General features: G+C 75.1%; 21 protein-coding genes. 16 read left to right on the top strand and 5 right to left on the bottom strand.

Features of this window, described 5'->3' with window-relative positions; translation table 11 throughout:
- Positions 1–15 precede the first annotated feature (15 nt).
- From ACERUJ_RS03855 to ACERUJ_RS03820, 8 genes are all read left to right on the top strand, one after another.
- Entirely contained in the window at positions 16–1,263 is a 1,248-nt protein-coding gene (locus tag ACERUJ_RS03855) for an MFS transporter (protein ID WP_370247118.1), read from the top strand.
- 101 nt (positions 1,264–1,364) lie between these two features.
- On the top strand, positions 1,365–2,066 hold the full coding sequence (locus ACERUJ_RS03850; RefSeq protein WP_370247117.1) for a 4a-hydroxytetrahydrobiopterin dehydratase: 702 nt from the start codon (positions 1,365–1,367) through the stop codon (positions 2,064–2,066).
- Positions 2,067–2,134: 68 nt separating this feature from the next.
- On the top strand, positions 2,135–3,367 hold the full coding sequence (locus ACERUJ_RS03845) for an FAD-binding domain-containing protein (RefSeq protein ID WP_370247116.1): 1,233 nt from the start codon (positions 2,135–2,137) through the stop codon (positions 3,365–3,367).
- Positions 3,368–3,407: 40 nt separating this feature from the next.
- On the top strand, positions 3,408–3,809 hold the full coding sequence (locus ACERUJ_RS03840; protein WP_370247115.1) for a VOC family protein: 402 nt from the start codon (positions 3,408–3,410) through the stop codon (positions 3,807–3,809).
- A gap of 277 nt (positions 3,810–4,086) precedes the next feature.
- Positions 4,087–5,838 (top strand): acetolactate synthase large subunit, encoded by a 1,752-nt coding sequence (locus tag ACERUJ_RS03835; RefSeq protein WP_370247114.1) that lies wholly within the window; start codon positions 4,087–4,089, stop codon positions 5,836–5,838.
- The gene (gene ilvN / locus ACERUJ_RS03830) at positions 5,838–6,377 is read left to right on the top strand and encodes an acetolactate synthase small subunit (protein WP_370247113.1); all 540 of its coding nucleotides are present in this window, start codon (positions 5,838–5,840) and stop codon (positions 6,375–6,377) included. Before ACERUJ_RS03835 ends, ilvN begins: the two co-directional genes overlap by 1 nt.
- Before the next feature lie 52 nt (positions 6,378–6,429).
- Complete coding sequence (gene ilvC / locus ACERUJ_RS03825) at positions 6,430–7,455, top strand: ketol-acid reductoisomerase (protein WP_370247112.1); 1,026 nt, start codon at positions 6,430–6,432, stop codon at positions 7,453–7,455.
- A 96-nt stretch (positions 7,456–7,551) separates the two neighbouring features.
- A complete protein-coding gene (locus ACERUJ_RS03820) occupies positions 7,552–8,274 on the top strand; it encodes a DsbA family oxidoreductase (RefSeq protein WP_370247111.1) in 723 nt (240 codons plus the stop codon).
- An 11-nt stretch (positions 8,275–8,285) separates the two neighbouring features.
- On the opposite strand, the gene ACERUJ_RS03815 is transcribed toward ACERUJ_RS03820, so the two are convergent.
- Positions 8,286–8,645, bottom strand: a complete 360-nt coding sequence (locus ACERUJ_RS03815) for a hypothetical protein (protein WP_372715299.1) — start codon at positions 8,643–8,645, stop codon at positions 8,286–8,288.
- Between the two features lie 167 nt (positions 8,646–8,812).
- Between ACERUJ_RS03815 and ACERUJ_RS03810 the strand changes: the two genes are divergently transcribed.
- Together ACERUJ_RS03810 and ACERUJ_RS03805 are read left to right on the top strand one after the other, a co-directional pair.
- Positions 8,813–9,082, top strand: a complete 270-nt coding sequence (locus ACERUJ_RS03810; protein WP_370247109.1) for a helix-turn-helix domain-containing protein — start codon at positions 8,813–8,815, stop codon at positions 9,080–9,082.
- Between the two features lie 67 nt (positions 9,083–9,149).
- The gene (locus tag ACERUJ_RS03805) at positions 9,150–10,832 is read left to right on the top strand and encodes a glycoside hydrolase family 3 N-terminal domain-containing protein (RefSeq protein WP_370247108.1); all 1,683 of its coding nucleotides are present in this window, start codon (positions 9,150–9,152) and stop codon (positions 10,830–10,832) included.
- A 12-nt stretch (positions 10,833–10,844) separates the two neighbouring features.
- Here the strand turns inward: ACERUJ_RS03805 and ACERUJ_RS03800 are convergent, their stop codons facing one another.
- Together ACERUJ_RS03800 and ACERUJ_RS03795 are read right to left on the bottom strand one after the other, a co-directional pair.
- Positions 10,845–11,975: a hypothetical protein gene (locus ACERUJ_RS03800; RefSeq protein WP_370247107.1), complete on the bottom strand. Its 1,131-nt coding sequence runs from the start codon at positions 11,973–11,975 to the stop codon at positions 10,845–10,847.
- Positions 11,976–12,214: 239 nt separating this feature from the next.
- The gene (locus ACERUJ_RS03795; protein WP_370247106.1) at positions 12,215–14,614 is read right to left on the bottom strand and encodes a cutinase family protein; all 2,400 of its coding nucleotides are present in this window, start codon (positions 14,612–14,614) and stop codon (positions 12,215–12,217) included.
- A gap of 182 nt (positions 14,615–14,796) precedes the next feature.
- On the opposite strand from ACERUJ_RS03795, the gene efeU reads away from it, so the two are divergent.
- The 3 genes from efeU (at position 14,797) to efeB (ending at position 18,231) form a co-directional block, all read left to right on the top strand.
- Positions 14,797–15,666 (top strand): iron uptake transporter permease EfeU, encoded by an 870-nt coding sequence (efeU, locus tag ACERUJ_RS03790; RefSeq protein WP_370247105.1) that lies wholly within the window; start codon positions 14,797–14,799, stop codon positions 15,664–15,666.
- Positions 15,667–15,745: 79 nt separating this feature from the next.
- A complete protein-coding gene (gene efeO, locus ACERUJ_RS03785; RefSeq protein ID WP_370247104.1) occupies positions 15,746–16,927 on the top strand; it encodes an iron uptake system protein EfeO in 1,182 nt (393 codons plus the stop codon).
- Positions 16,924–18,231: an iron uptake transporter deferrochelatase/peroxidase subunit gene (gene efeB, locus ACERUJ_RS03780; RefSeq protein WP_370247103.1), complete on the top strand. Its 1,308-nt coding sequence runs from the start codon at positions 16,924–16,926 to the stop codon at positions 18,229–18,231. Before efeO ends, efeB begins: the two co-directional genes overlap by 4 nt.
- Positions 18,232–18,255: 24 nt before the next feature.
- Here the strand turns inward: efeB and ACERUJ_RS03775 are convergent, their stop codons facing one another.
- The gene (locus tag ACERUJ_RS03775; protein WP_370247102.1) at positions 18,256–19,701 is read right to left on the bottom strand and encodes a PLP-dependent aminotransferase family protein; all 1,446 of its coding nucleotides are present in this window, start codon (positions 19,699–19,701) and stop codon (positions 18,256–18,258) included.
- 62 nt (positions 19,702–19,763) lie between these two features.
- Between ACERUJ_RS03775 and ACERUJ_RS03770 the strand changes: the two genes are divergently transcribed.
- A complete protein-coding gene (locus ACERUJ_RS03770; RefSeq protein WP_370247101.1) occupies positions 19,764–20,465 on the top strand; it encodes a YitT family protein in 702 nt (233 codons plus the stop codon).
- Here the strand turns inward: ACERUJ_RS03770 and ACERUJ_RS03765 are convergent.
- On the bottom strand, positions 20,446–21,015 hold the full coding sequence (locus ACERUJ_RS03765; RefSeq protein WP_370247100.1) for an O-methyltransferase: 570 nt from the start codon (positions 21,013–21,015) through the stop codon (positions 20,446–20,448). The genes ACERUJ_RS03770 and ACERUJ_RS03765 overlap by 20 nt on opposite strands.
- A 517-nt stretch (positions 21,016–21,532) precedes the next feature.
- On the opposite strand from ACERUJ_RS03765, the gene ACERUJ_RS03760 reads away from it, so the two are divergent.
- Complete coding sequence (locus ACERUJ_RS03760; protein ID WP_370247099.1) at positions 21,533–21,676, top strand: hypothetical protein; 144 nt, start codon at positions 21,533–21,535, stop codon at positions 21,674–21,676.
- Between the two features lie 11 nt (positions 21,677–21,687).
- A complete protein-coding gene (locus ACERUJ_RS03755; RefSeq protein ID WP_370247098.1) occupies positions 21,688–22,755 on the top strand; it encodes a 3-isopropylmalate dehydrogenase in 1,068 nt (355 codons plus the stop codon).
- The last annotated feature ends 57 nt before the right edge of the window (positions 22,756–22,812 follow it).

The raw sequence follows: 22,812 nt of genomic DNA, 5'->3' as shown, positions 1-22,812 counted from the left end.
CGACACTCGGCCCTCGTGAAGCGCCTGCTCCCTCTCCGCTCCGCCGGGTCCCGCGCCGACGACGGCGCGCCGCCGATGCCGGGGGAGATCCGGGTGCTCATCGGCTCGGCGTTCGTGATCGCCATCGGCTTCGGCATCGTGTCCCCGGTGCTGCCCGCCTACGCGCGCAGCTTCGACGTCGGCGTGGCCGCGGCGTCGGCCGTCGTCTCGATCTTCGCCTTCTTCCGCCTCGCCTTCGCCCCCGCCGGCGGCGCGCTGGTGACCCGGCTGGGCGAGCGCCCGGTCTACCTCACCGGGCTGCTCGTGGTGGCGGCCTCCAGCCTCGCCACGGCCTTCGCCCAGGACTACACCCAGCTGCTCGTGCTGCGCGGGGTGGGCGGCATCGGCTCGACGATGTTCACCGTCTCGGCGATGGCGCTGCTGGTGCGGCTCGCGCCGCCCACCATCCGGGGCCGGGTGTCCTCGGCCTACGCCAGCTCGTTCCTGCTCGGCGGCATGGTCGGGCCGCTGCTGGGGGGCGCGCTGGCCGGCTTCGGGCTGCGGCTGCCGTTCGTCGTCTACGCCGCCGCGCTCGTGGTGGCCGCGGCCGTGGTGTGGTTGCGGCTGCAGGAGGCGACGCCGGTGGCGACCGGCCCCGGCGACACCGCGGCGCCCCCGCCGATGCGCCTGGGCGAGGCCTGGGCGCACCCGGCCTACCGCGGGGCGCTGGCCTCGGCGTTCGCCAACGGCTGGTGCAACTTCGGGGTGCGGGTGGCCGTGGTGCCGCAGTTCGCCGTCGCCGTGCACGACGGCACCTGGGTGGCCGGCGTCGCCCTGGCCCTGGCGGCCCTCGGCACCGCCGCGATCCTGCCGCGCGGCGGCCGGATGACCGACGGCCTGGGACGTCGTCCCACCGTCATGCTCGGCCTCGCGGTCACCGCCCTCGGCCTGGGCCTCATCGGCTGGAGCGGCTCCCTGGCCGCGCTCCTGGTGCTCTCGGTGTTCTCCGGGGTCGGCGCCGGCTTCGTCAACCCCGCCCAGCAGGCCACGGTCTCCGACGTCGTCGGCAACGACCGCAGCGGCGGCAGCGTGCTCTCGGTGTTCCAGATGGCCCAGGACGCCGGCGCGATCGCCGGTCCGGTGATCGTCGGCGTCGTGGCCGACCGCGCCGGCTACGGCTGGGCGTTCACCGTGACCGGCCTCGTGGCGGCCCTCGCTCTGCTGCCCTGGCTCTCCGCGCCCGAGACCCGCCCCGCCCCCGCCGGGGAGGTCGCCGCGGGTTGACGTCGTACCAACCGTTCCTGCTGTTCCCAGGCCCGGAGACAGCAGGGACGGTTGGTACGACGGGGGTGCCCGGGGCCCCGGGGCCGTGGTGGGATGGCGGGATGGCGATCCCCGAGAGCGACCGCGTCCGACTCACCCCCGCCGAGGTGCACGCCGCCCTCGCCGCGCAGGAGCTGCACGACTGGGAGCTGCTCGCGGGGGTGCTCCACGCCCGCTACGCCACCGGGTCCTTCGCCGCCGGCGTCGCCCTGGTCGCGGCGGTCGGTGCCGCGGCCGACGCCGCGGACCACCACCCCGACCTCGACCTCAGCTACCCACGGGTCCTCGTGCGGCTGAGCAGCCACGACGTCGGCGGCATCACCGCCCGCGACCTGCGGCTGGCCCGCACGATCAGCGAGCTCGCGGCGGCGCAGGGCGCGCGCCCCGAGCGGGCCGCGGTGCAGGCCCTCGAGCTGAGCCTGGACACCGACGACCTCGACGTCGTCGCGCCCTTCTGGGCGGCGCTCCTCGGCTACCGCGCCTCCGGTGACGAGCTCGTCGACCCCGCCGGGAGGGGGCCGGTGGTGTGGTTCCAGCAGCGCGACCCGGCCGACCGGGGGTCGGGGGAGGGCCGGCGTCAGGCGTGGCACCCCGACGTGTGGGTGCCGGCGGACCAGGTGGCCTCGCGCGTCGAGGCGGCCCTCGCCGCCGGCGGCCGGCTGGTGTCCGACGCCGAGGCGCCGTCCTACATCGTGCTCGCCGACCCCGAGGGCAACCGGGTCTGTCTGTGCACCAGCCAGGGCCGCGGCCCGCAGGCCGGGTGACGCCCGCCTGATCGGCGGGACCCGTTCGGGCGTGCCGCGACGACGTCGTCGCCGCCATGCTCGAAGGCGTGAGTGTGCTGCCGTCCCCGCCCGCCCCGTCCGAGGGCGCCACGCCCGCCGACGTCGTCGCCTGGGTGGCGACGCACCTGGGCCACCTCGCGCGCGAGGGCGCCGACGGCGTGCGGGCCGGGGCGATCCGGGGCGGTCAGTCCGCCGCCGACGCCGCCCTCGCGGGCCTGGACGTGCGCGGCTACGCCCGCGACCGCAGCACCGTCCTGCCCGAGCACCGCCAGGGCGCCACCCGGATGTCGCCCTACGTGCGGCACGGGCTGGTGACGCTGCGCGAGCTCTGGGACGCCGTCACCGACGCCCCGCCGCGGGATCGGGACAAGTACCGCGACGAGCTGCTCTGGCAGGAGTACGCCCGCCACCTCTACGCCCGCGTGGGCCGCGACTCCGCGCGCCCCTACCGCGCCGAGCAGCCCCGGGTGGCGCAGCCCTGGAGCAACCCGTGGGACCGCAGCCTGCCCTGTCTGGAGGAGGCGGTGGGTCGTCAGCTGGTGCGCGACGGCTGGGTGGTGAACCAGAGCCGGATGTGGCTGGCCTCGCAGTGGGCCGTGCGGGGCGGCGTGGACTGGCGGGCCGGGGAGGACGCGATGTTCGCCCACCTGCTCGACGGCTCGCGGGCCGCGAACCGGCTGGGCTGGCAGTGGACCGTCGGCACGGGCAACGCCAAGCCGTACGGGTTCAGCCGCTGGCAGGTGGAGAAGCGGTCCCCGCAGCTGTGCCGGTCCTGCCCGCTCGCGGCGCGCTGCCCGATCGAGGACTTCCCCGACACCCCGCCCGGGCCGCCCGTGCAGGGCCCGGACCTGGGCCGCGGCCCCATCCCCGCCGGGCCGGAGCGGGTGAGCGGCGGGGGAGCCGACGCCGTCTGGCTCACCGCCGAGTCGCTCGGCGCCGGCGACCCGGCGCTGGCCGCCGACCCCGACCGCCCGGCGGTCTTCGTGCTCGACGCGCCGCTGCTGGCACGGCTGCGGCTCTCCGGCAAGCGGCTGGTGTTCCTCGCCGAGACCCTCGGCGACCTCGCCGCGCACCGCCACCTCGAGGTGCGGCTCGGTGCGGTGCCCGAGGAGCTGGCCGGTCGGCGCGTGGCGGTCACCCACGCGCCGGTGCCGGGGTTCGCGCGGCTGCGGCGCCGCGTCGACGTCGTCGAGGAGCACCCGTATCCGTGGCTGGTCGTGCCGCGGCCCGCGCCGCTGCGCTCCTTCTCGGCCTGGCGGCAGGGCGCGCGGCCGCGCTGAGGTCCCGGCGTCGCGTGGTGCGGCCGGGCAGGATCGGGGCATGCAGCCGCGCCTGAACTTCGTCACCCTCGCCGCCGCCGACCTCGCCGCGAGCCGTCGCTTCTACGTCGACGGTCTGGGATGGCCGGTGCGGTTCGCCGGGGAGGAGGTGCTGATGCTCGACGTCGGACCGATGCTCGTGCTCTCGCTGTGGCGGCGCGACGCCTTCGAGGCCGAAGCCGGTGACGTGGGTGCCGGGGCTGCCCCGATCACGCTGGCCCACAACCTGGACTCCCCGGCCGGCGTCGACGCCGCCGTGGCGGCCGCCGTCGCGGCCGGCGGGGTGCTGCACCGTGCCCCGGAGTCCCGCGCCTGGGGTGGCTACTCCGGCTACGTCCTGGACCCCGACGGCTACCGCTGGGAGATCGCCTGGAACCCGGACTTCGTCGTCGGCGAGGGGTGAGCGCCGCCCGTCGCGGCGGACGGGGCCGGGGAGCCGGCGGCGCCGAATGCCGGGACGGGCGTCCCGCCATTCGGGACCGCTGGCAGACTGGCCTATGGCATCGCAGCGCCGCGCGTTACCCTGGGGTCATGCTCGACCTCCTCGTATCCGACCGACGCGCCGACTGAGTCCACCGACGACGGCACGCCAGTCAGCGCGTCACCCCTCGAAGCCACTCCGGCCGAGGGGTTTTTGTTTGCCCACCACCTCTTCTTCGCAGACAGGAACCACCACCAGCATGAGCGCAGAGACCTCCGGCGCGATCACGGGTGCGCAGAGCCTGATCAGTTCCCTCGAGGCCGTCGGTGTCGACACGATCTTCGGCATCCCCGGCGGGGCGATCCTGCCGGCCTACGACCCCCTGATGGACTCCTCGATCCGTCACATCCTGGTGCGCCACGAGCAGGGCGCCGGCCACGCCGCCCAGGGGTTCGCCTCCGCGACCGGTCGGGTCGGGGTGTGCATGGCGACGTCGGGCCCGGGTGCCACCAACCTGGTCACGCCCATCGCCGACGCCCACATGGACTCGGTGCCGATGGTGGCGGTCACCGGCCAGGTCGGCGCGTCCTCGATCGGGACCGACGCCTTCCAGGAGGCCGACATCCGCGGCATCACGATGCCGATCACCAAGCACAACTACCTGGTCACCGACCCCGCCGACATCCCGCGCACGATCGCCGAGGCCTTCCACCTCGCCAGCACCGGGCGCCCCGGCCCCGTCCTGGTCGACGTCGCCAAGTCGGCGCTGCAGTCGATGACGACGTTCACCTGGCCGACCGAGCTGCACCTGCCCGGCTACCGTCCCGTCACCAAGCCGCACGCCAAGCAGATCCGCGAGGCCACCCGGCTGATCCTCGAGGCCAAGCGCCCGGTCCTCTACGTCGGCGGCGGCACGATCCGCGCCCGCGCGCACCGCGAGCTCGCCGAGCTCGCCGCCCTCACCGGCATCCCGGTCGTCACCACGCTGATGGCGCGCGGCGCGTTCCCCGACGGCCACCCGCAGCACCTCGGCATGCCCGGCATGCACGGCACGGTGGCCGCGGTGGCGGGCCTCCAGCGCAGCGACCTGATCATCAGCCTCGGCGCCCGCTTCGACGACCGCGTCACCGGTCAGCTGGAGAGCTTCGCCCCCGGCGCGCTGGTGATCCACGCCGACATCGACCCCGCCGAGATCGGCAAGAACCGCCACGCCGACGTGCCGATCGTCGGCGACGTCCGCGAGGTGCTGCTCGACCTCATCGTCGCCCTCAAGGCCGAGGAGGCCGCGGGCCGCACCGGCGACTACGAGGCCTGGGTCGGCTTCCTCACCGGCGTCAAGAACAAGTACCCGCTGGGCTACGACCTGCCGCCCTCCGGCCTCTCGCCGCAGTACGTGATTGAGCGGCTGGGCAAGATCGCCGGCGAGCAGACGATCTTCACCTCCGGGGTCGGTCAGCACCAGATGTGGGCCGCGCAGTTCATCAACTACACCCAGCCCAACACCTGGCTGAACTCCGGCGGCCTCGGCACCATGGGCTACGCCGTGCCGGCCGCGATGGGCGCCAAGGTCGGCATGCCAGACCGCACCGTGTGGGCCATCGACGGCGACGGCTGCTTCCAGATGACCAACCAGGAGCTCGCGACCTGCGCGATCAACAACATCCCGATCAAGGTCGCGGTCATCAACAACGAGTCCCTCGGCATGGTGCGCCAGTGGCAGTCGTTGTTCTACAACGAGCGCTACTCCAACACCGACCTGCACTCCAAGCGGATCCCCGACTTCGTCAAGCTCGCCGACGCCTACGGCTGCGTGGGCCTGGCGTGCGAGTCGCCCGACGACGTCGACGCCACGATCGAGAAGGCCATGGAGATCGACGACGTCCCGGTCGTGGTCGACTTCCGGGTGCACCGTGACGCCATGGTGTGGCCGATGGTCGCCGCCGGCGCCAGCAACGACGACATCAAGTACGCCCGCGACCTCGCCCCCGACTTCGAGGAGAACGACCTCTGATGTCCCGCCACACCCTCTCCGTCCTGGTCGAGAACAAGCCGGGCGTGCTCGCGCGCATCGCGGCACTGTTCAGCCGCCGGGCCTTCAACATCCACAGCCTCGCCGTCGGCCCCACCGAGCACCCGGAGATCTCGCGGATGACGATCGTCGTCGACGTCGAGTCCACCCCGCTGGAGCAGGTGACCAAGCAGCTGAACAAGCTGGTCGAGGTCATCAAGATCGTCGAGCTCGACCCCACCGCCTCGGTGCACCGCGAGCTCGTGCTCGTCAAGATCGCCGCCACCGCCGAGACCCGCGGGCAGGTGCTCGACACCGTGCAGCTGTTCCGGGCCAAGGTGGTGGACGTCGCCGCCGACGCCGTGACCGTGCAGATCACCGGCAACGCCGGCAAGATCGCCGACTTCCTCGCCGTGCTCGAGCCCTTCGGGATCCGCGAGCTCGTGCAGTCCGGCATGGTGGCCATCGGCCGCGGCTCCCGCTCGATCTCGGAGCGCTCGCTGCGCCCCGTGAGCGTGCCCGTGCCCTCGGTCTCCGCCTGACACCCCTCGACCTCAACCCCCACCCCGCACCAGACCTAAGGAGAAGCCACCAGTGGCTGAGATGTTCTACGACGACGACGCCGACCTGTCCCTGATCCAGGGCAAGAACGTGGCCGTCATCGGCTACGGCAGCCAGGGGCACGCCCACGCGCTGAACCTGCGCGACTCCGGTGTCGACGTGCGCGTCGGCCTGAAGGAGGGCTCCAAGAGCCGGGCCAAGGCCGAGGAGCAGGGCCTGAAGGTCCTCACCCCCCGCGAGGCCGCGGAGGAGGCCGACGTCATCGTCATCCTCGCCCCCGACCAGGTGCAGCGCCACCTCTACGCCGAGGACATCGCCCCGGCGCTGGCCGAGGGCGACACCCTGGTGTTCGGTCACGGCTTCAACATCCGCTTCGGCTACATCGAGCCGCCGGCCGGTGTCGACGTGATCCTGGTGGCCCCCAAGGCTCCCGGGCACACCGTGCGCCGCGAGTACGTCGCCGGTCGCGGCATCCCGGACATCATCGCCGTGGAGCAGGACGCCAGCGGTCAGGCCTGGGAGCTCGCGAAGTCCTACGCCAAGGCCATCGGCGGCACCCGCGCGGGCGTCATCAAGACGACCTTCACCGAGGAGACCGAGACCGACCTGTTCGGTGAGCAGGCCGTCCTGTGCGGTGGCGTCTCGCAGCTGATCCAGTACGGCTACGAGACCCTCACCGAGGCGGGCTACCAGGGCGAGATCGCCTACTTCGAGGTGCTCCACGAGCTCAAGCTCATCGTCGACCTCATGTGGGAGGGCGGCATCGCCAAGCAGCGCTGGTCGGTGTCCGACACCGCCGAGTACGGCGACTACGTCTCGGGTCCGCGCGTGATCGACCCGCGGGTGAAGGAGAACATGAAGGCGGTGCTCGCCGACATCCAGAGCGGTGCCTTCGCGCAGCGATTCATCGGCGACCAGGACGCCGGCGCGCCGGAGTTCCTGGAGCTGCGGGCCAAGGGTGCCGCCCACCCTATCGAGGAGGTCGGCAAGGGCCTGCGCGCGCACTTCTCGTGGCAGCAGCAGGACGCCGACTACACCGAGGGTTCCGCCGCGCGCTGACGCTCCCCGCACCACCCCACGAGCCCGGACCGCACGGTCCGGGCTCGTGTGCGTCCGGCCGGGAATGCCGTGGCCCCACCGAGCGCTGCACCCGGTATGCGTGTGGAGATCTGGAGCGACGTCGTGTGCCCGTGGTGCTACCTCGGGAAGCGCCGGCTGGAGGAGGCCCTGGCCGGGTTCGAGCACCGGGACGAGGTGGAGGTCGTCTACCGCTCCTTCGAGCTCGACCCCGCCGCGCCCGCGCACGGCCACGGCGACCGGGAGCCGACGCTCGTCGCGCTCACCCGCAAGTACGGCCGCTCCGAGAGCCAGATGCGGGCGATGATGCAGCAGCTCATCGCGACCGCCGCCGAGGAGGGCCTGGCCTTCCGCCTGCTCGAGACCGTGCACACCTCGACCCGCGACGCGCACCGGCTGCTCCACCTGGCCCGCGAGGTCGGGGGCCCGGCGTTGCAGTACCGGCTGAAGGAGGCGCTCTTCGCCGCCTACTTCACCCGGGCGCAGGACGTCGCCGACCCGGCGGTGCTCGCGGCCGTGGCCGCCGAGGTGGGTCTGGACGCCGACCGCGTGGCGCAGGTGCTGGCGGGTCAGGAGTACGCCGCGCAGGTGCAGGCCGACATCGACGCCGCCCACGAGCTCGGGGTCGGTGGGGTGCCGTTCACCGTCGTGGACGGCCGCTACGGCATCTCGGGCGCGCAGCCGGCGGAGGCGATCGGGCAGGTGCTCGAGCGCGCCTGGTCCGAGCGCCCCGCGGTGACGGTGGTCGCGGCCGGGGGCGCGGGCGGCGACGCCTGTGGCCCCGACGGCTGCCCGATCTGAGGTCGGGGCCCTCACCGGCGGCGGTCCCCGCGCACGGGAGCGAGGGTGTGCCCGAGCGCGGCGACGAGCCCGTGCGCCGTGCCGGGGTCGATCAGGACGGGCCGGACCGCCCCCTCGGCCTCGCTGAGCAGGAGCCAGGGTTGGTCGTCGTCGTGCCGCTGCACGAGCTGCACCAGCATCACGACGTCGCGCGGGCGGTGGGCCAGCGACGCCGGGTCGACCCGCGCCACCCGGCCGGGGACGTCGACCGGCTCCCCGTGGTGGGCCCCATCCTCGGGGTGGTCGGTGGCGAGGTGCTCGCGCACGCACCACCTCGGGCAGGGATGCGGCTCGGGCCGTGGCCGGTCCGTCGGTGGGGTCTGGTGCTCCACGAGTGCGCCTTCCGAGTAGCCGAGCAGGTGGTCCCGTACCGTAGGCACGGACCGGTGACAATCCCGGGGCGCGCGGGGGGATCCCTCCCGTCAACAGCGGGATCAGGGATGAGATTCCCATCTTCAGGTGACCGGTTGTGGATGATCCGCCGCCAAGGATGGTGCCCATGAGCGACGACGCGCCCACGTGGGAGGAGTACGGCCGCGCCATGGGGGTGCGTCTCCAGCAGGCCCGCGCGGCCAAGGGCATCAGCCAGGAGCGGGTGGCCCACCTGTGCGGCCTGGCCGGCTACACCTACCAGAAGTTCGAGAAGGGCGAGTCGCGCCCCGGCGTGCCGCTCAACCCCCGTCTCACGACGCTCACCGCGCTCTCCCAGGTGCTGGAGATCCCGCTGGCCGAGCTGCTGCCGCCGCCGTACCCCGCCGTCGAGTACTGATCCCGCGCCGATGGCCGCCGCCGCCGGACCGGCGGCCGTTCGTCCTCTGCGCCGGCTCGTGCCGGCCGTGGCGTCGACGCTGCTGGCCCTGCTGCTGATCCTGCTCCCGGGCTGCACCGGACCCGGTCCTCGCGGCTCCGGGACGGGTGCGGGCGGGGGCACGTCCGGGGTCTTCCCGGGCCTCCCTGGTCTCCCAGGCGACCCGGGGGTCACGCGTCCGCTGCCCCGGCCCGCGGGGCCGGCGGCCCTCCTCGGCCTGGAGCCGGGCTGGGGTCCCTCGCGACGGGACCTGGACCGTGCCGCGCGGGCGGTGCGCCGACTCGACGTCGCCACCCTGGCCGGGCAGGTGATCTGGGCCCGTGTCGACGGCCCGCTGGCGGGCGTCGAGGCGCGGCGTCTCCGCCTGGGCGGCCTCGTGGTCCTCGGGACCCGTGACGCGACCGCGCTGCGACGCGAGGTCGCCGCCCTCCGGCCGCCGACGGCGGGGGTCCCCGTCCCGGTCGTGGCCGTGGACCAGGAGGGCGGCCCGGTGGTGCGGGTCTCGGGCGGAGGGCCGCCGCTGCCCGCGGCCATGGCGGTCGGCGCGGTGGACGACCCCGACCTGGCCCGTCGCGCCGGCCGGGCGCTCGCCCGGCAGACCGTGGCGGCCGGGGTCGTCTGGGACCTCGCTCCGGTGCTCGACGTCGTCGACCCCGACGCGGACGTGACCCTCGGAGCCCGCTCCCTGGGGGCCGACCCCCGGCGGGTCGCGGTGCTCGGGGAGGAGGTGGCCCGCGGGCTGTGGGACGGCGGTGCGGTCCCAGTGGTCAAGCACTTCCCCGGTCTGGGGTCGGTCGACGTCGATCCCCATCGCGGGCTCCCGGTGCAACGCCGCGCGCCCTCGGTGCTGCGGGCGCTGGACGAGGCGCCGTTCGCCGCGCTGGTGCGGCGCGGCATCCCGGCGGTGATGGTGGCCCACGTCGTCGTGCCGGGCTGGGACCCGACCGCACCGGTGTCGCTCTCCCGCGCCGGGATCAGCGGCGAGCTCCGGGGCAGGCTGGGCTTCGCGGGCGTGGTGATGACCGACGCCCTCGACATGGGTGCGCTGCGCCGCCCCGCCGGTCCCGCCCGTACCGGTCCGCCCCCGGTCGTCGCGGCGCTGCGGGCCGGTGCCGACGTCGCCCTCATGCCGCCCGACCCGTCGGCCGCGCGCGACGCGGTGGTCGCGGCGGTGCGGGACGGGGTGCTGACCCGTCGCCGGCTGGAGCAGGCGGTCGCGCGGGTCTGGGCGCTGCGGGCGCTGCGGGCCGCGACGCCCCCGGTGCCGGCGCCGGGCACGGACCGGGTGGCGGTCGAGCTCGCCCGGCGGGCGATCACGCAGGTGCGCGGTCCGTGCGCCCCGGCGTCGGTGGACCCGCGGATGGCGGTGCGCTGGATCGGTCCGACGCCGTGGCGCGACGCCGCGCAGCGGGCCTGGGCGCGGGTCGGGGGTCGGTCGGTGCGCACACGGAGCCCGCGCGACACCGTGACCGTGCGCCTGCTGGCCGGTCCGCCCGCACCGGCACGCCGGGGCGCGGAGCCTCCCGGCGTCGCCGTGTCGGTCGGAGACCCCCGGTGGCTGCGGGGGAGCGGGGCGCGGCGTCAGGTCGCGATCTGGGGCGACGCGCCGGCCGACTGGGCCGCGCTCGCCCGGGTGCTGCACGGCGACGCCGTCGCGCCCGGACGTCTCCCGGCGCCGTGGTCCGGCACCGGGGACGCCGGCTGCGGCTGAGCAGGGTGCCCCTCAGCCGCGCAGCCGGGTGTTGCCCTCCGGGGCGCCGTCGCGGAGGAGACGCTTGGCGAAGCACTGGCTCGGCACGATGCCGCGCGCCGAGCACCAGCCGTTGGCCGCCCCGGGCCGGGCGAACGGGACGCCGGTGACGACCACCCAGTAGCCGTCCAGCTCGTAGGCGTCCCAGGCGGTGCTGGAGAGCAGGCGCACGCCGGGGTACTCCAGGCGCAGCTCGAGGTACTGGCGGTAGATGTCGCCCAGGGAGTAGCGGCGGTCGGTGTAGTCGTCGTAGGTGCCCTGCCGCTTGGAGGACAGCTGCGGCACCCACGACCCCTCGAGGTCGAGCAGCCCCGGCTCGTCGGCGGCCGCCTGGCGCCGCAGCGCCACCTCGGCGGTGCGCTCGTTCTCGGCGGCGTCGGTCAGCGGTGCGGCGGCGACGGCGAGTCGCTGGCCGCCCTCGGGGCCGTCGCCGGTGGGGGCGGGGCCGTCCTCGGTCCCCGCGCCGGTCCCGTCGGGGACCTCGCGGCAGGCCACGACCAGGGTGCCGCGCCGGATCTCCTGCTCGATCACCTCGGGGTCCACCCAGGCGCTGCCCGGCACGAAGTCGACGGTGAGCAGGCCGGTGGGGTCCTCGAACCCCGGCACGTGCAGCGGGGTCCGGCTCAGGTCGACGGTGCCGCGCACCAGCGGCGCCTCGGCCGCGCCCGGCAGCCCGCCGAGATCGGCCACCAGGGAGGAGGTGAGCGCCAGGTCGAGCACGCCGCCGGGCACCCACTCGCCGTCGGGACACACCGGGCGGACCTCGAACTCGATCCGGACCGCCAGGTCCTGCGCCTGCGCGCGCGTGGGCACCAGGTCGAGGGTCCGCCCGCAGGAGGTGACCAGGGCGATGCCGCCCGCCGTCCCCGCCGCGTCGGGGGAGTCGGTCGGGCCGACTGAGTCGGTCGGGCCGGCGGAGTCGGTCGGGTTGGAGGAGTCGATCGCCCCGCTGTCCTCGGACGTCGTCGCCGCGGGGGTGAGCAGCCGACCCTCGGCACTCACCCGGTCCGGGCCCTGCGACACCAGGCGGTGCGCCGCGTAGGCCGCGCCGGTGGCCACCAGGGCGGCGAGCGCGAGTGCCGTCGCGAGGACGGTGGCGCGCACGAGTCCCGTCGGCAGCCCCGCCGGGCGTGCGGGAGTCGCCGGGCCCGCCGGGCCCGCCGGACCGGCGGGCGGAGGGGGCGGGGCGTGCGCACCGGTCGGCGGGGGCGGCGGCGGGAGCGGCGCCCGGGGGACCGGTGCCGGGACCGGCGGGGCGGGGACGGCGCCGCAGCCGGGGCAGGGGGACGTGGCCGGGAGCCCGCCGCGCTCGGTGCCGCAGTCGGTGCAGAAGCGGGGGGCGCTCATGCCGCACCCCCGGTCGTGCCCGGGACGGGCGGCGTCGCGGTGGGCCGTCGTCGACGCCCGGTGCGCAGGAGCACCAGGGCGAGGCCCACGAGCGTGAGTGCACCGCCGACCGCGCCCGCACCCCACACGACCGGGCGGCGGTACCACCGTTCGATGCGGCCGATCGGCTCGAGCGCGGCCACCACCGGGGTGCCGAGGTTGCCGTCGGCGTCCATGGGCACCAGCGCGACCTCCCAGGGGCCCTCCCGGAAGTCCACGGGCACGCGGGCCTCGCGGGCGTCGCCGTCGAGGATCCGCACCGGATCGCCGTCGACCGTCACCACCCAGCGCAGCGGCTGCTGGTCGCCGGCCCGCCAGGACACGTCGAGCAGGACGTCGTCCGTGCGCCGCTGCGCCCGGGCCGTGAGGTCGGAGGCGTTGGGCACCCGGGGCACCAGTCCGCGGGTCGGCTCGGCCTCGACCGCGACCGACGCCGAGGCGTTGGCGCTGCGACCGCGGTCGTCGACCGCCACGACCTGCATCACCCCGCGGTAGCCGGGCGTGTAGGTATGGGTCAGGGTGGGCCCGGTGGTGGTCTCGTCGGTGAACCCGTCGCCGTCGACGTCCCACAGGAACGAGACCAGTTCCCCCTCCGCGGCGGTCGAGGCGGAGGCGTCGAAGTGCACCTCGCGGCCCGCCGCGACGTAGTAGGAGGCGTCGTCGAGCACCACCGTGGGGCGCGCGGCGATGTCGTCCAGGGCCGCGCTCAGGCTCGTGGTGGCGTCGCGGTCGAGTGGGATCACCTGCCCCGAGGTGCGTGCCGCGAGGTCGCGGTAGGGGCGGGCGAGGCGGCCCGGCACCACGGGGAAGACGTTGACCGGATCGATCTCGAGCGCCCGGCGCTCCACCTGCGGCAGGGTCTCCCCGCCGGTGCGGTCGGGCTCGTGGAACGGGGCGTCGGTGAGCACGACGGCGGCCTTGGTGGCGCCGTAGGTCCAGTCGAGGGTGTCGAACCCGAGCATCAGCGCGTGCAGCAGGCCCTCGGGGGTGTCGTCCCCGCCGGTGGCGGTGAGCGAGAGCAGGCCGGACTCGAAGACCCCGACGTCGTCGGTGAAGTCGACGACCACCTGGGCCGGTGGGGAGTCGCCGGAGTCGCGGTACTCCAGCAGCGCCACCCGCGAGTCGAGGGCCAGGATGCGGTCGGCCTCGGTGCGCGCGAAGGTGATCGCGTCGTCGATGTTGTCGCTCATCGACCCGGTGGTGTCGATGACGAACACCACGTCCCGACCGGTCGTGCCGGGCGCGGACGCGGCGTCGTCGGGCGGGTCGAGCACGAGGTTGCGCACGCCCAGGCGCTCCACGACGCGGTCGGCCAGACAGCTGATGCCGGACTCGACCGTGGTGGGCGCGCCGGCGAGGTCGACGCACGCCACCGGGAACTCGTCGGCGTCGCGGTAGCCGCGCGAGTGGACCCGGCGCGCCGCCTCGTCGGGAAGGACGGTGCCCTGGCCGCACACGCCGTCGCCCGCCAGGCACAGGGAGTCGGCCACCGCGCGCACCGACTTCGGGAGGCCCGGGGTGATGGCGTCCGTGAGGCCGCCCTTCCGGGCGAGGCCGGGGTCCAGGTCGCTCATCGACTCCGGGGCCCGGGGATCGTGGTTGGGATCCGCGATCAGCGCGACGGCGGCGATCTGACGGGTGACCTCGCGCGAGGGCGCGAGGTAGCCGTCGGTGCGGAACTGGCCCAGGAACTTGTCCGGGTTGACGATCTCGCCGCGCAGGTAGGAGTTCACGACGTCGGCCCCCTGGGAGTACCCGGCGAGCACGTACCGGGTCGCGGTGCCGCAGCTCTCCCACTGCCGCTGCAGCGTGCGGTGCAGCTCGCGGATCCCGGAGGTCACGGAGTTCGAGTAACCTCCTGCGGCCCACGGCACGATCGAGAGGTCGGCCCGAGGAACGGCGATCGCGGGGTAGCGGATCGGCGTCCAGCTCAGCCGCAGCTGGCCGCCGGTGCGGGCGTTGATCTGCTGCACCAGGTCGTAGAGGAACGGCGTCGACGTGGCGGGGGAGTACCCGGTGTCGGGGTCGCCGGTGAGCGCGGTGCCGCTCGCCAGGCCGGACGTGCCCGTGGCGGGGTCGACGGGGTCGAAGGCGTCCCAGGTGGCGCCGTACCCGGCGGTGGGGTTCGTCGGGTCGTACGGCTGGGCGCCCGGCCCGGTCTGCGGGGCCTCGCCCGAGCCGCGCACGACGTAGACGATCACCTCGGCACAGGAGTCCGTCGCCGCCGACGCCGGCAGCGGCGGGGTGGCGAGCACGGCGAGGGCGCCGGAGACGCCGAGGGTGAGCGCGAGTATTCGTCGGGCCCGACGGGGCGGGCGGGCGGTCGGGAGGTCGCGGTCGCGCGGGGCTGGGGACACGGGGCGATCTCCTGGGGCTGCGGGGGCCGGGCTCCGGGGAGGGAGCGTGGGGGAACTCTAGGACGGATCCGCGTGGTCGGCACGGAGGGCAGCGCCGTCCGGCGTCGCCCACCGCGCGTGCGACAAAGGTGAGGCTCACCTCACGTTGGTAAGGCTTGCCTCAACAGTGCTACGGTCGACCGGTGCTGAGCAACTTCCTCATCGGACTGCGGGAGGGCCTGGAGGCCTCGCTCGTGGTGAGCATCCTGCTCGCCTACCTCGTGAAGTCGCAGCGGCGTCATCTCGCCCGCTACATCTGGATCGGCGTGGCGGGTGCCGTGGCCGTCTCGGTCGGCTTCACGCTGCTGCTCGGGCTGCAGTCCCGCAAGCTCGACCACCGTTCCCAGGAGCTGCTGGGCGGTGTGCTGTCGCTCGTCGCGGTCGTGTTCGTGACGTTCATGATCTTCTGGATGGCGGGCGCCGCGCGCTCGATCGCCGGCGACCTGCGCGGGCGCATCGACGCCGCCGCCGGCAGCCCCGGCGCCCTCATGCTGATCGGGCTGGTCTCGGTCGGGCGCGAGGGCATGGAGACCGCCGCCATCCTGTGGGCCAACACCCAGACCGCGACCGGCCGCGACCAGGTCGCCGGCACCACCACCTCGACCACCCCGCTCCTCGGCGCCCTGCTCGGCATCGCCACCGCGGTGGTGCTCGGCTACCTCCTCTACCGCGGCGCCATCACGATCGACCTGGGCCGCTTCTTCGCCGTCACCGGCGCCCTGCTGGTCGTGGTGGCCGCCGGCGTGCTCGCCTACGGCGTGCACGAGCTGCAGGAGATCGACCTGCTCCCCGGCGGCGACGCGATCGCCTGGGACATCTCGGGCGTGCTCAGCGTCGGCAGCTGGTACGGCTCCCTGCTGGCCGGACTGTTCAACATCACCCCGCGGCCCTCGGTGCTCGAGGTCGTGGCCTGGACGGCCTACGTCGTGCCCGTGATGGTGCTGTTCCGCCGCGCGCTCCGTGCCCGACCGGCCCGACCGGCCCGGCCCGCCCCGGACGCCGCGACCGCCTGACGCCCCGGCCCCTTCCTGCTCGGCCCCTTCCTGCTCGGCCCCCAGCCCCGCATCCGCCCCCTCACCCCGGAGGACCACCGTGTCATCCCGTCCTGCCCATCCGGCCCGTCCACTCCTCCTCGGTCTCCTCGCCGCCACCGCCCTGGCCGGCTGCGGCACCGAGAGCACCGCCGCCCCCGAGGCCGGCGACCCCCGCGCGCTCGTGGTCACCTCCCGCGACGACGCCTGCGAGCTCTCCGCCGTCACCGCCCCGGCCGGCACGCTGACGTTCGCCGTCAGCAACGAGGGCCGCGACGTCACGGAGTTCTACCTGCTCGCCGACGACGGGCTGCGGATCATCGGCGAGGTCGAGAACATCGGGGCGGGCGCGGGCAACCGGCTCACCGTCACCGCGCCGGCCGGCGACTACGTGGCGGTCTGCAAGCCCGGCATGAGCGGCGACGGGCTGCGGCAGGCCTTCACCGTCACCGAGTCCGACGACGACGCCCCCGCGATCAGCGCCGACGACCAGGTGCTGATCGACCAGGCGCTGGCCGGCTACGCCGCCTACGTGCGCGACCAGACCGACCAGCTGCTGGCCCGCACCGAGGAGTTCGTCACCGCCTACGGAGCCGGCGACGACGACCGCGCGCGGGCGCTCTACCCCGTGGCCCGCACCCACTGGGAGCGGATCGAGACGGTCGCGGAGTCCTTCGGCGACCTCGACCCCCGGATGGACCTGCGCGAGGCCGACCTGGAGCCCGGGCAGACCTGGACCGGGTGGCACCTGCTGGAGAAGGACCTGTGGCCGGCCGAGGCCGAGGCCGGGTACGCCGGTCTCACCCCCGCCGAGCGCCGCCGCTACGCAGGACAGCTGCTCGCGGACACCCGCGACCTCCGCGCGCGCGTCGCCGACCTGACCTACACCGTCGACGACATCGCCAACGGCTCGCGCGGCCTGCTGGAGGAGGTCGCCACCGGCAAGGTCACCGGTGAGGAGGAGCGCTGGTCCCACACCGACCTGTGGGACTTCCAGGCCAACGTCGACGGCGCCCGCGTGGCCTTCGAGGGCGTCGCGCCGATCGTGGAGCGTCGCGAGCCCGCGCTGGCCGCCACCCTCACCGAGCGCTTCGCGGCCCTGCAGGACCTGCTCGACCGACACCGCGAGGGGGAGGGGTTCGTGACGTACACCGCCCTGGACCCCGCCGAGGTCAAGGCGCTCGCCGACGCCGTGAACGCGCTCTCCGAGCCGCTCTCGCGGCTGACCGCGGCCGTCGTGTGAGCGGTCAGCACCTCCCGGACGGGACGGGGGGCGCCCCCACGGCTCCCCGCTCCGGCCGGCTGTCGCGCCGCCGGCTCCTCGGCGGGGCCGCCCTCGGTGGTGCCGCCGTCGGGGGTGCGGCGCTGGGCGGGGTCGCCGTCGCGCCCAGCCGTGACGACGTCACCGACGCCGGGAGCGCGACCGGCGGCGTCGTCGCCTTCCACGGCGCCCACCAGGCGGGGATCGTCACCCCGGCGCAGGACCGGCTCCACTTCGCCGCCTTCGACGTGACCACCACCGACCGTGCCGAGCTGGAGCAGCTGCTGCGCGACTGGACCGACGCCGCCCGCCGCCTGACCCGCGGGCTGCCGGCGGGCGCGGGTGCGGTGGGCGGCGACCCCCTGCTGCCCCCGGACGACACCGGCGAGGCGCTCGGGCTGCCCGCCGCGCGGTTGACGATCACGATCGGTGTGGGTCCCTCGCTGTTCGACGACCGGTTCGGGCTCGCCGAGAGGCGGCCGGCGGCGCTGCGCTCCCTGCCGCACTTCCCCGGCGACGTGCTCGACCCCGCGCGCAGCGACGGCGACCTGGCGGTGCAGGCGTGCGCCGACGATCCGCAGGTGGCGGTGCACGCGGTCCGCACCCTGGCCCGGATCGCCTTCGGGCGCGCCTCGGTGCGCTGGTCGCAGCTCGGTTTCGGGCGCACGTCGTCGACGAGCACGACCCAGCAGACCCCGCGCAACCTGTTCGGCTTCAAGGACGGCACCGCCAACCTCAAGGCCGAGGAGACCGCGGCCGTGGACGAGCACGTCTGGGTGGGCGTCGACGACGATCCGGCGGCCGCCTGGCTGGCCGGGGGGTCCTACCTCGTGGCACGCCGGATCGCGATGGACATCGAGGTCTGGGACCGCCAGCCGCTGGCCGACCAGGAGGCGATCGTGGGGCGCACGAAGGGGGAGGGCGGGCCGCTGTCGGGCGGACCGGAGTCCGCGGCGCCCGACTTCGCCGCCGTCACGGGCACCGCGCCCACCATCCCGGTCGACGCCCACGTGCGCGTCGTGCATCCCGACGCCCACGGCGGGGCGCGCATGCTGCGCCGCGGCTACAACTTCGTCGACGGCTCCACGGGGCTCGGTGCGCTGGACGCCGGGCTGTTCTTCCTGGCCTACGTGCGCGACCCCGATCGGCAGTTCGTGCCCGTGCAGGCGGCGATGTCGCGCGCGGACGCCCTGCGGGAGTACCTCACCGTCACCGGCTCGGCGCTGTTCGCCGTGCTGCCGGGCACTGACGAGGCCGGCTTCCTCGGCGAGACGCTGTTCGCCTGAGCGACCCGCCCCGGGGCATCCGGCTCAAGCCACCAGCACCCGGTCGCGCCCCCGTGGGACGGGCCGGTCGCCGTCGGCGCCCGCCGCCGCCCACGCCTCGGCCAGCCGCGGCAGCGCGGCGCGCAGGTCGTCGACCGGGCGCGCCCAGGGGATCCGGACGAACCGGTCGAGGCCGCCGGCCACGGCGAACACCGGACCGGCGGTGAGGGCGACGTCGCGCCGCTCGGCCTCGCGCGCCAGCGCCGTCGCGCGGGCCCGGGGCAGCCGGCACCACACGGCGAGCCCGCCGCCGGGGCGGTGGAAGGTCCAGTCCGGCAGCTGCTCGGCGAGGCCGTCGAGCAGCACACCGCGCTGGGCGCGCAGCCGCGCGAGATGCTCGGGCAGCACCGGTCCGCGCGCCAGCAGCCGGGCGAGCACCAGCTGCTCCAGGACCGGTGCGCCCAGGTCGAGCACGAGCCGGGCCGCCACGACGTCGTCCACCAGCTCGCGCGGGGCCCGGATCCAGCCGAGTCGCAGCCCGCCCCAGAACGACTTCGAGGCCGAGCCGAGGGTGACGGTCCCGGGGGCGAACGCGGCGAACGGGGGTGGCATCTCCTGGCCGTCCAGGGCCAGCGCCTGGTGGGCCTCGTCGACGATCGCCACGGTGCCGGCGGCGCGCAGGTGGGCCGCGTAGGCCGCGCGCTGGTCGGCGGTCATCACGTGCCCGGTGGGGTTCTGGAAGTCCGGCACGAGGTAGGCGGCCGCGGCCCGCACCTGGCGCAGCGTCGAGCCGATCGCCTCGAGGTCCCACCCCTCGGCGTCCACCGGCAGCGGCACCAGCCGCGCGCCGGCGCTGCGGATGCTCTCGGTGGCGTTGGGGTAGACCGGCGACTCCACCAGCACCCGGCTCCCGCGGCCGGTGAGGGCGCGCGCCACGATGGCGGCCGCGGACAGCGCCCCCGGGGTGACGATGATCTGGTCGGGGCGGGTGGGCAGGCCGCGGGCCTCGTAGGTGGCCGCGATGGCCTCCTGCAGCGGCGGCAGTCCCGCCGGGAAGTAGCCGTGGCCCCCCAGGTAGGCCGGCAGGTCGGCCGCGGCCTCGGTGAACGCGGCGAGCAGGCCCGGCGGCGCCGAGGCCGCCGCGCAGGTGAGGTCGATGACGCCCTCGGCGTCGCTGGGCAGCAGCACGCGGTCGGGGGCGTGGCTGCGGCCGTGGGGGAGCCGTGTGTAGGTCCCGGAGCCGTGGCGGGCCTGCGCGTAGCCCTGCTCGCGCAGCATCGCGTAGGCCCGGGTGACGGTCGTGCGCGAGACGCCGAGCGCGGTGGTGAGGTCGCGCTCGCTCGGCAGACGCGCACCGTGGCCGAGCCGGCCGTCGCCGATGGCCTCGATGAGGGCCTCCGCCAGACCGGCGTAGGCGGGCGAGCGGTCGAAGCCGGCCACGGTGGTGGCCACGCGCGCCGCCGACAGCACCGGTGAAGTGGTCTGCGCCATGCAGTCCACTGTTCCACAAGTGGCTCTTGGAGAACAGGCCACTTGATCGGAGACTGGATGATGTGAGCACCCCCGCGCCGACGCCCGCCCCGGCCCTGGTCGACCTCGGCCCCGTCGCCCAGCTGCGCGCCGGTCGGCTCGCCCACCGCCTGGTGCAGCTGCACGTCGGGCTCGTGCTCTACGGCGTCTCCCTGGCGATGATGGTGCGCGGCGACCTCGGCCTCGCGCCCTGGGACGTGCTCCACTCCGGCCTGGCCCGCTACCTGCCCCTCGACCTGGGCCAGGTGCTCATCGTCGTCAGCTTCCTGGTGCTGCTCGCCTGGATCCCGCTGCGCGAGGTGCCCGGCTACGGCACCATCGCCAACGCGATCGTGCTCGGCCTCGCCGCCGACGCCACGCTGGCCGTGCTCGAGCGCCCTGACGACGTCGCGGCCCGGCTCGCGCTGATGCTCGGCGGCATCCTGGCCTGCGGCACCGCCACCGCCTGCTACATCGGCGCGCAGCTGGGGCGGGGTCCGCGCGACGGCCTGATGACCGGCCTGCACCGCCGCACCGGCCTCTCGCTGCGCCTGGTGCGCACCGCGCTGGAGATCACCGTCGTGGTGCTCGGTCTCGCGCTCGGCGGTCACCTCGGCCCGGGCACGGTCCTGTTCGCGCTCACCATCGGGCCGATCACCCAGGCCCTGCTGCCCGCGTTCGTGGTGGCGCTGCCGACGCCCGCAGACGTCGGCGGGGGAGCACCGGTCAGCGACGCGTCGCGATGATCGTGGCGGCGTCGGGGGCCACCATCACCTCGGCCGCCACGAAGCGGTCGTCGGTGAGCCACTGCTGACGCAGGGAGTCCACCCGGCCCCCGCTCATCGGCGGCCAGCCCTCGCTCGGCACGAGGTCGTCCAGCACCACCACGCCGCCGTCCTCGACGAGGTCGGCAACCGCGTCGACCCCGACCTCCCCGGGCTGGGCGGCGTCGAGGAACAGCAGCGAGAACGGGCCGCGGTCCTGCAGCGTCGACCAGTCGGCCGCCACCACCTCGACCTGGTCGTCGTCGGCGAAGATCGTGGCGGCGGCCTCGGCGAGGCGCGGGTCGAGCTCGGCGGTCACGATGCGTGCCTTCTCGCCCCGGACCCCCGAGCGCAGCCAGGCGGTGCCGACGCCGCAGCCGGTGCCGAACTCCGCCATCACGCCGTCGCGGGTGGCCGCCAGCGAGGCCAGCAGACGCCCGGTCTCGTTGCGGCAGAAGGAGACGTAGCCCGCCTGCCGTGACACCGCGAAGGCGCGCTGCACCACCTCGGGCAGGTCGGGGGAGGCGCTCATGTCCCGAGTCTGTGCCGACGGCGCCGCCGTCCCGGGCCGCGTCTCGGCATCCGAACCCGGCGTCTCGGCATCCGGCCGTTCCCGGGCCGCCACCCCCGAGCTCCCGGCCCGAGCTCCCGGATCGGGACGAGTTGGTGGAAAGGGGTGGCGCGCACGGCGACGGCGTCGTACCGTGGAGTCACCATGCTGACGCGGCTCGTACTTATCGTGTGCCGCGGCGAGGCCCACCGGATCCTCTGACGACCCGGATGTGAGGCCCCCTCGCCGCGGTGGACGTGCTGCGCGGCGGAGGTGGATCTGCCGGGAGCCAGGCCTCACTGTTCGTCCCCGGTGATGTCTCCACGACGGGTCCCAGCCGCGCGTAGTCGCGTGATCCGCCGTCCGTGAGCTCCTTGCGCCCCGCCGTGCGATCCGCGGCCCGGGCCCGGTCCCCGTCGTGGGGTCATCTCCGGTGATGACACCGGAGCACCCCCGCCGCGCGACCCACGTGCGGCACGACACCGCAAGGAGCACGACGATGTACGACCTGTATCCCGAGTGGGGCCCCGCCAAGCACCGTCGCGACGGCGACCCGACCGGCCACACCGCCCCGGCGCGCGACGCCGTGCAGCGGGCCCTCGACCTGCGAGACGGGAGCGTCGAGCGGCCCGACGACAACTAGCGTGGGGTCCCATGACCTCTCAGTCCGCTTCGGCCGCGGTGCGGCTCGCAGTCATCCCCGGCGACGGCATCGGGCAGGAGGTGACCACCGAGGCGCTGAAGGTCCTCGAGGTCGTCAAGCCGGCCGGCGTGAGCATCGAGCAGACCCGCTACGACCTCGGCGCCGAGCGCTACCTCGCCACCGGTGAGGTGCTGCCCGACTCCGTGCTCGCCGAGATCCGCGCCCACGACGCCATCCTGCTCGGCGCGGTCGGCGGCAAGCCCAACGACCCCAACCTGCCGCCCGGCATCCTCGAGCGCGGCCTGCTCCTGCGGCTGCGCTTCGAGCTCGACCACTACGTGAACCTGCGCCCCTCCCGGATCTTCCCCGGCGTCCCCTCGCCGCTGGCCGACCCGGGTGACGTCGACTTCGTCGTCGTCCGCGAGGGCACCGAGGGCCCCTACACGGGCAACGGCGGTGCGCTGCGCGTGGGCACCCCCGCCGAGATCGCCACCGAGGTCTCGGTGAACACCGCCTTCGGCGTCGAGCGCGTGCTGCGCGACGCCTTCGCCCGCGCCCAGCGCCGGCCCCGCAAGAAGCTCACCCTGGTCCACAAGACCAACGTGCTGGTCAACGCCGGCTCGGTGTGGTGGCGCCTGACCCAGGAGATCGCCGCCGAGCACCCCGACGTGACCGTCGACTACATGCACATCGACGCCGCGATGATCTTCATGACCACCGATCCCGCGCGCTTCGACGTGATCGTCACCGACAACCTGTTCGGCGACATCATCACCGACCTCGCCGCCGCCATCACCGGCGGCATCGGCCTGGCCGCCTCGGGCAACATCAACCCCGACCGCACCACGCCGTCCATGTTCGAGCCCGTGCACGGCTCGGCCCCCGACATCGCGGGTCAGCTCAAGGCCGACCCCACCGCCGCGATCCTCTCGGTCTCGCTGCTGCTCGACCACCTCGGGCACACCGAGGCCGCGGCCGCGGTGGAGACCGCGGTGATCGAGGACCTCGCCGCCCGCACCCCGGGCACCACCCGCACCACCCCGGAGGTCGGCGACGCGATCGCCGCCCGTCTGAGCTGACCCGGTCGGTGCCCGGTCGATCTGCCGGGACGGGCCACGAGGGGCGGGGGTGCGCGG

It is taken from the genome of Nocardioides sp., from assembly GCF_964228225.1.
In the GTDB taxonomy this organism is placed as follows: domain Bacteria; phylum Actinomycetota; class Actinomycetes; order Propionibacteriales; family Nocardioidaceae; genus Nocardioides.
This window is presented reverse-complemented; position numbering and strand designations above follow the sequence as displayed.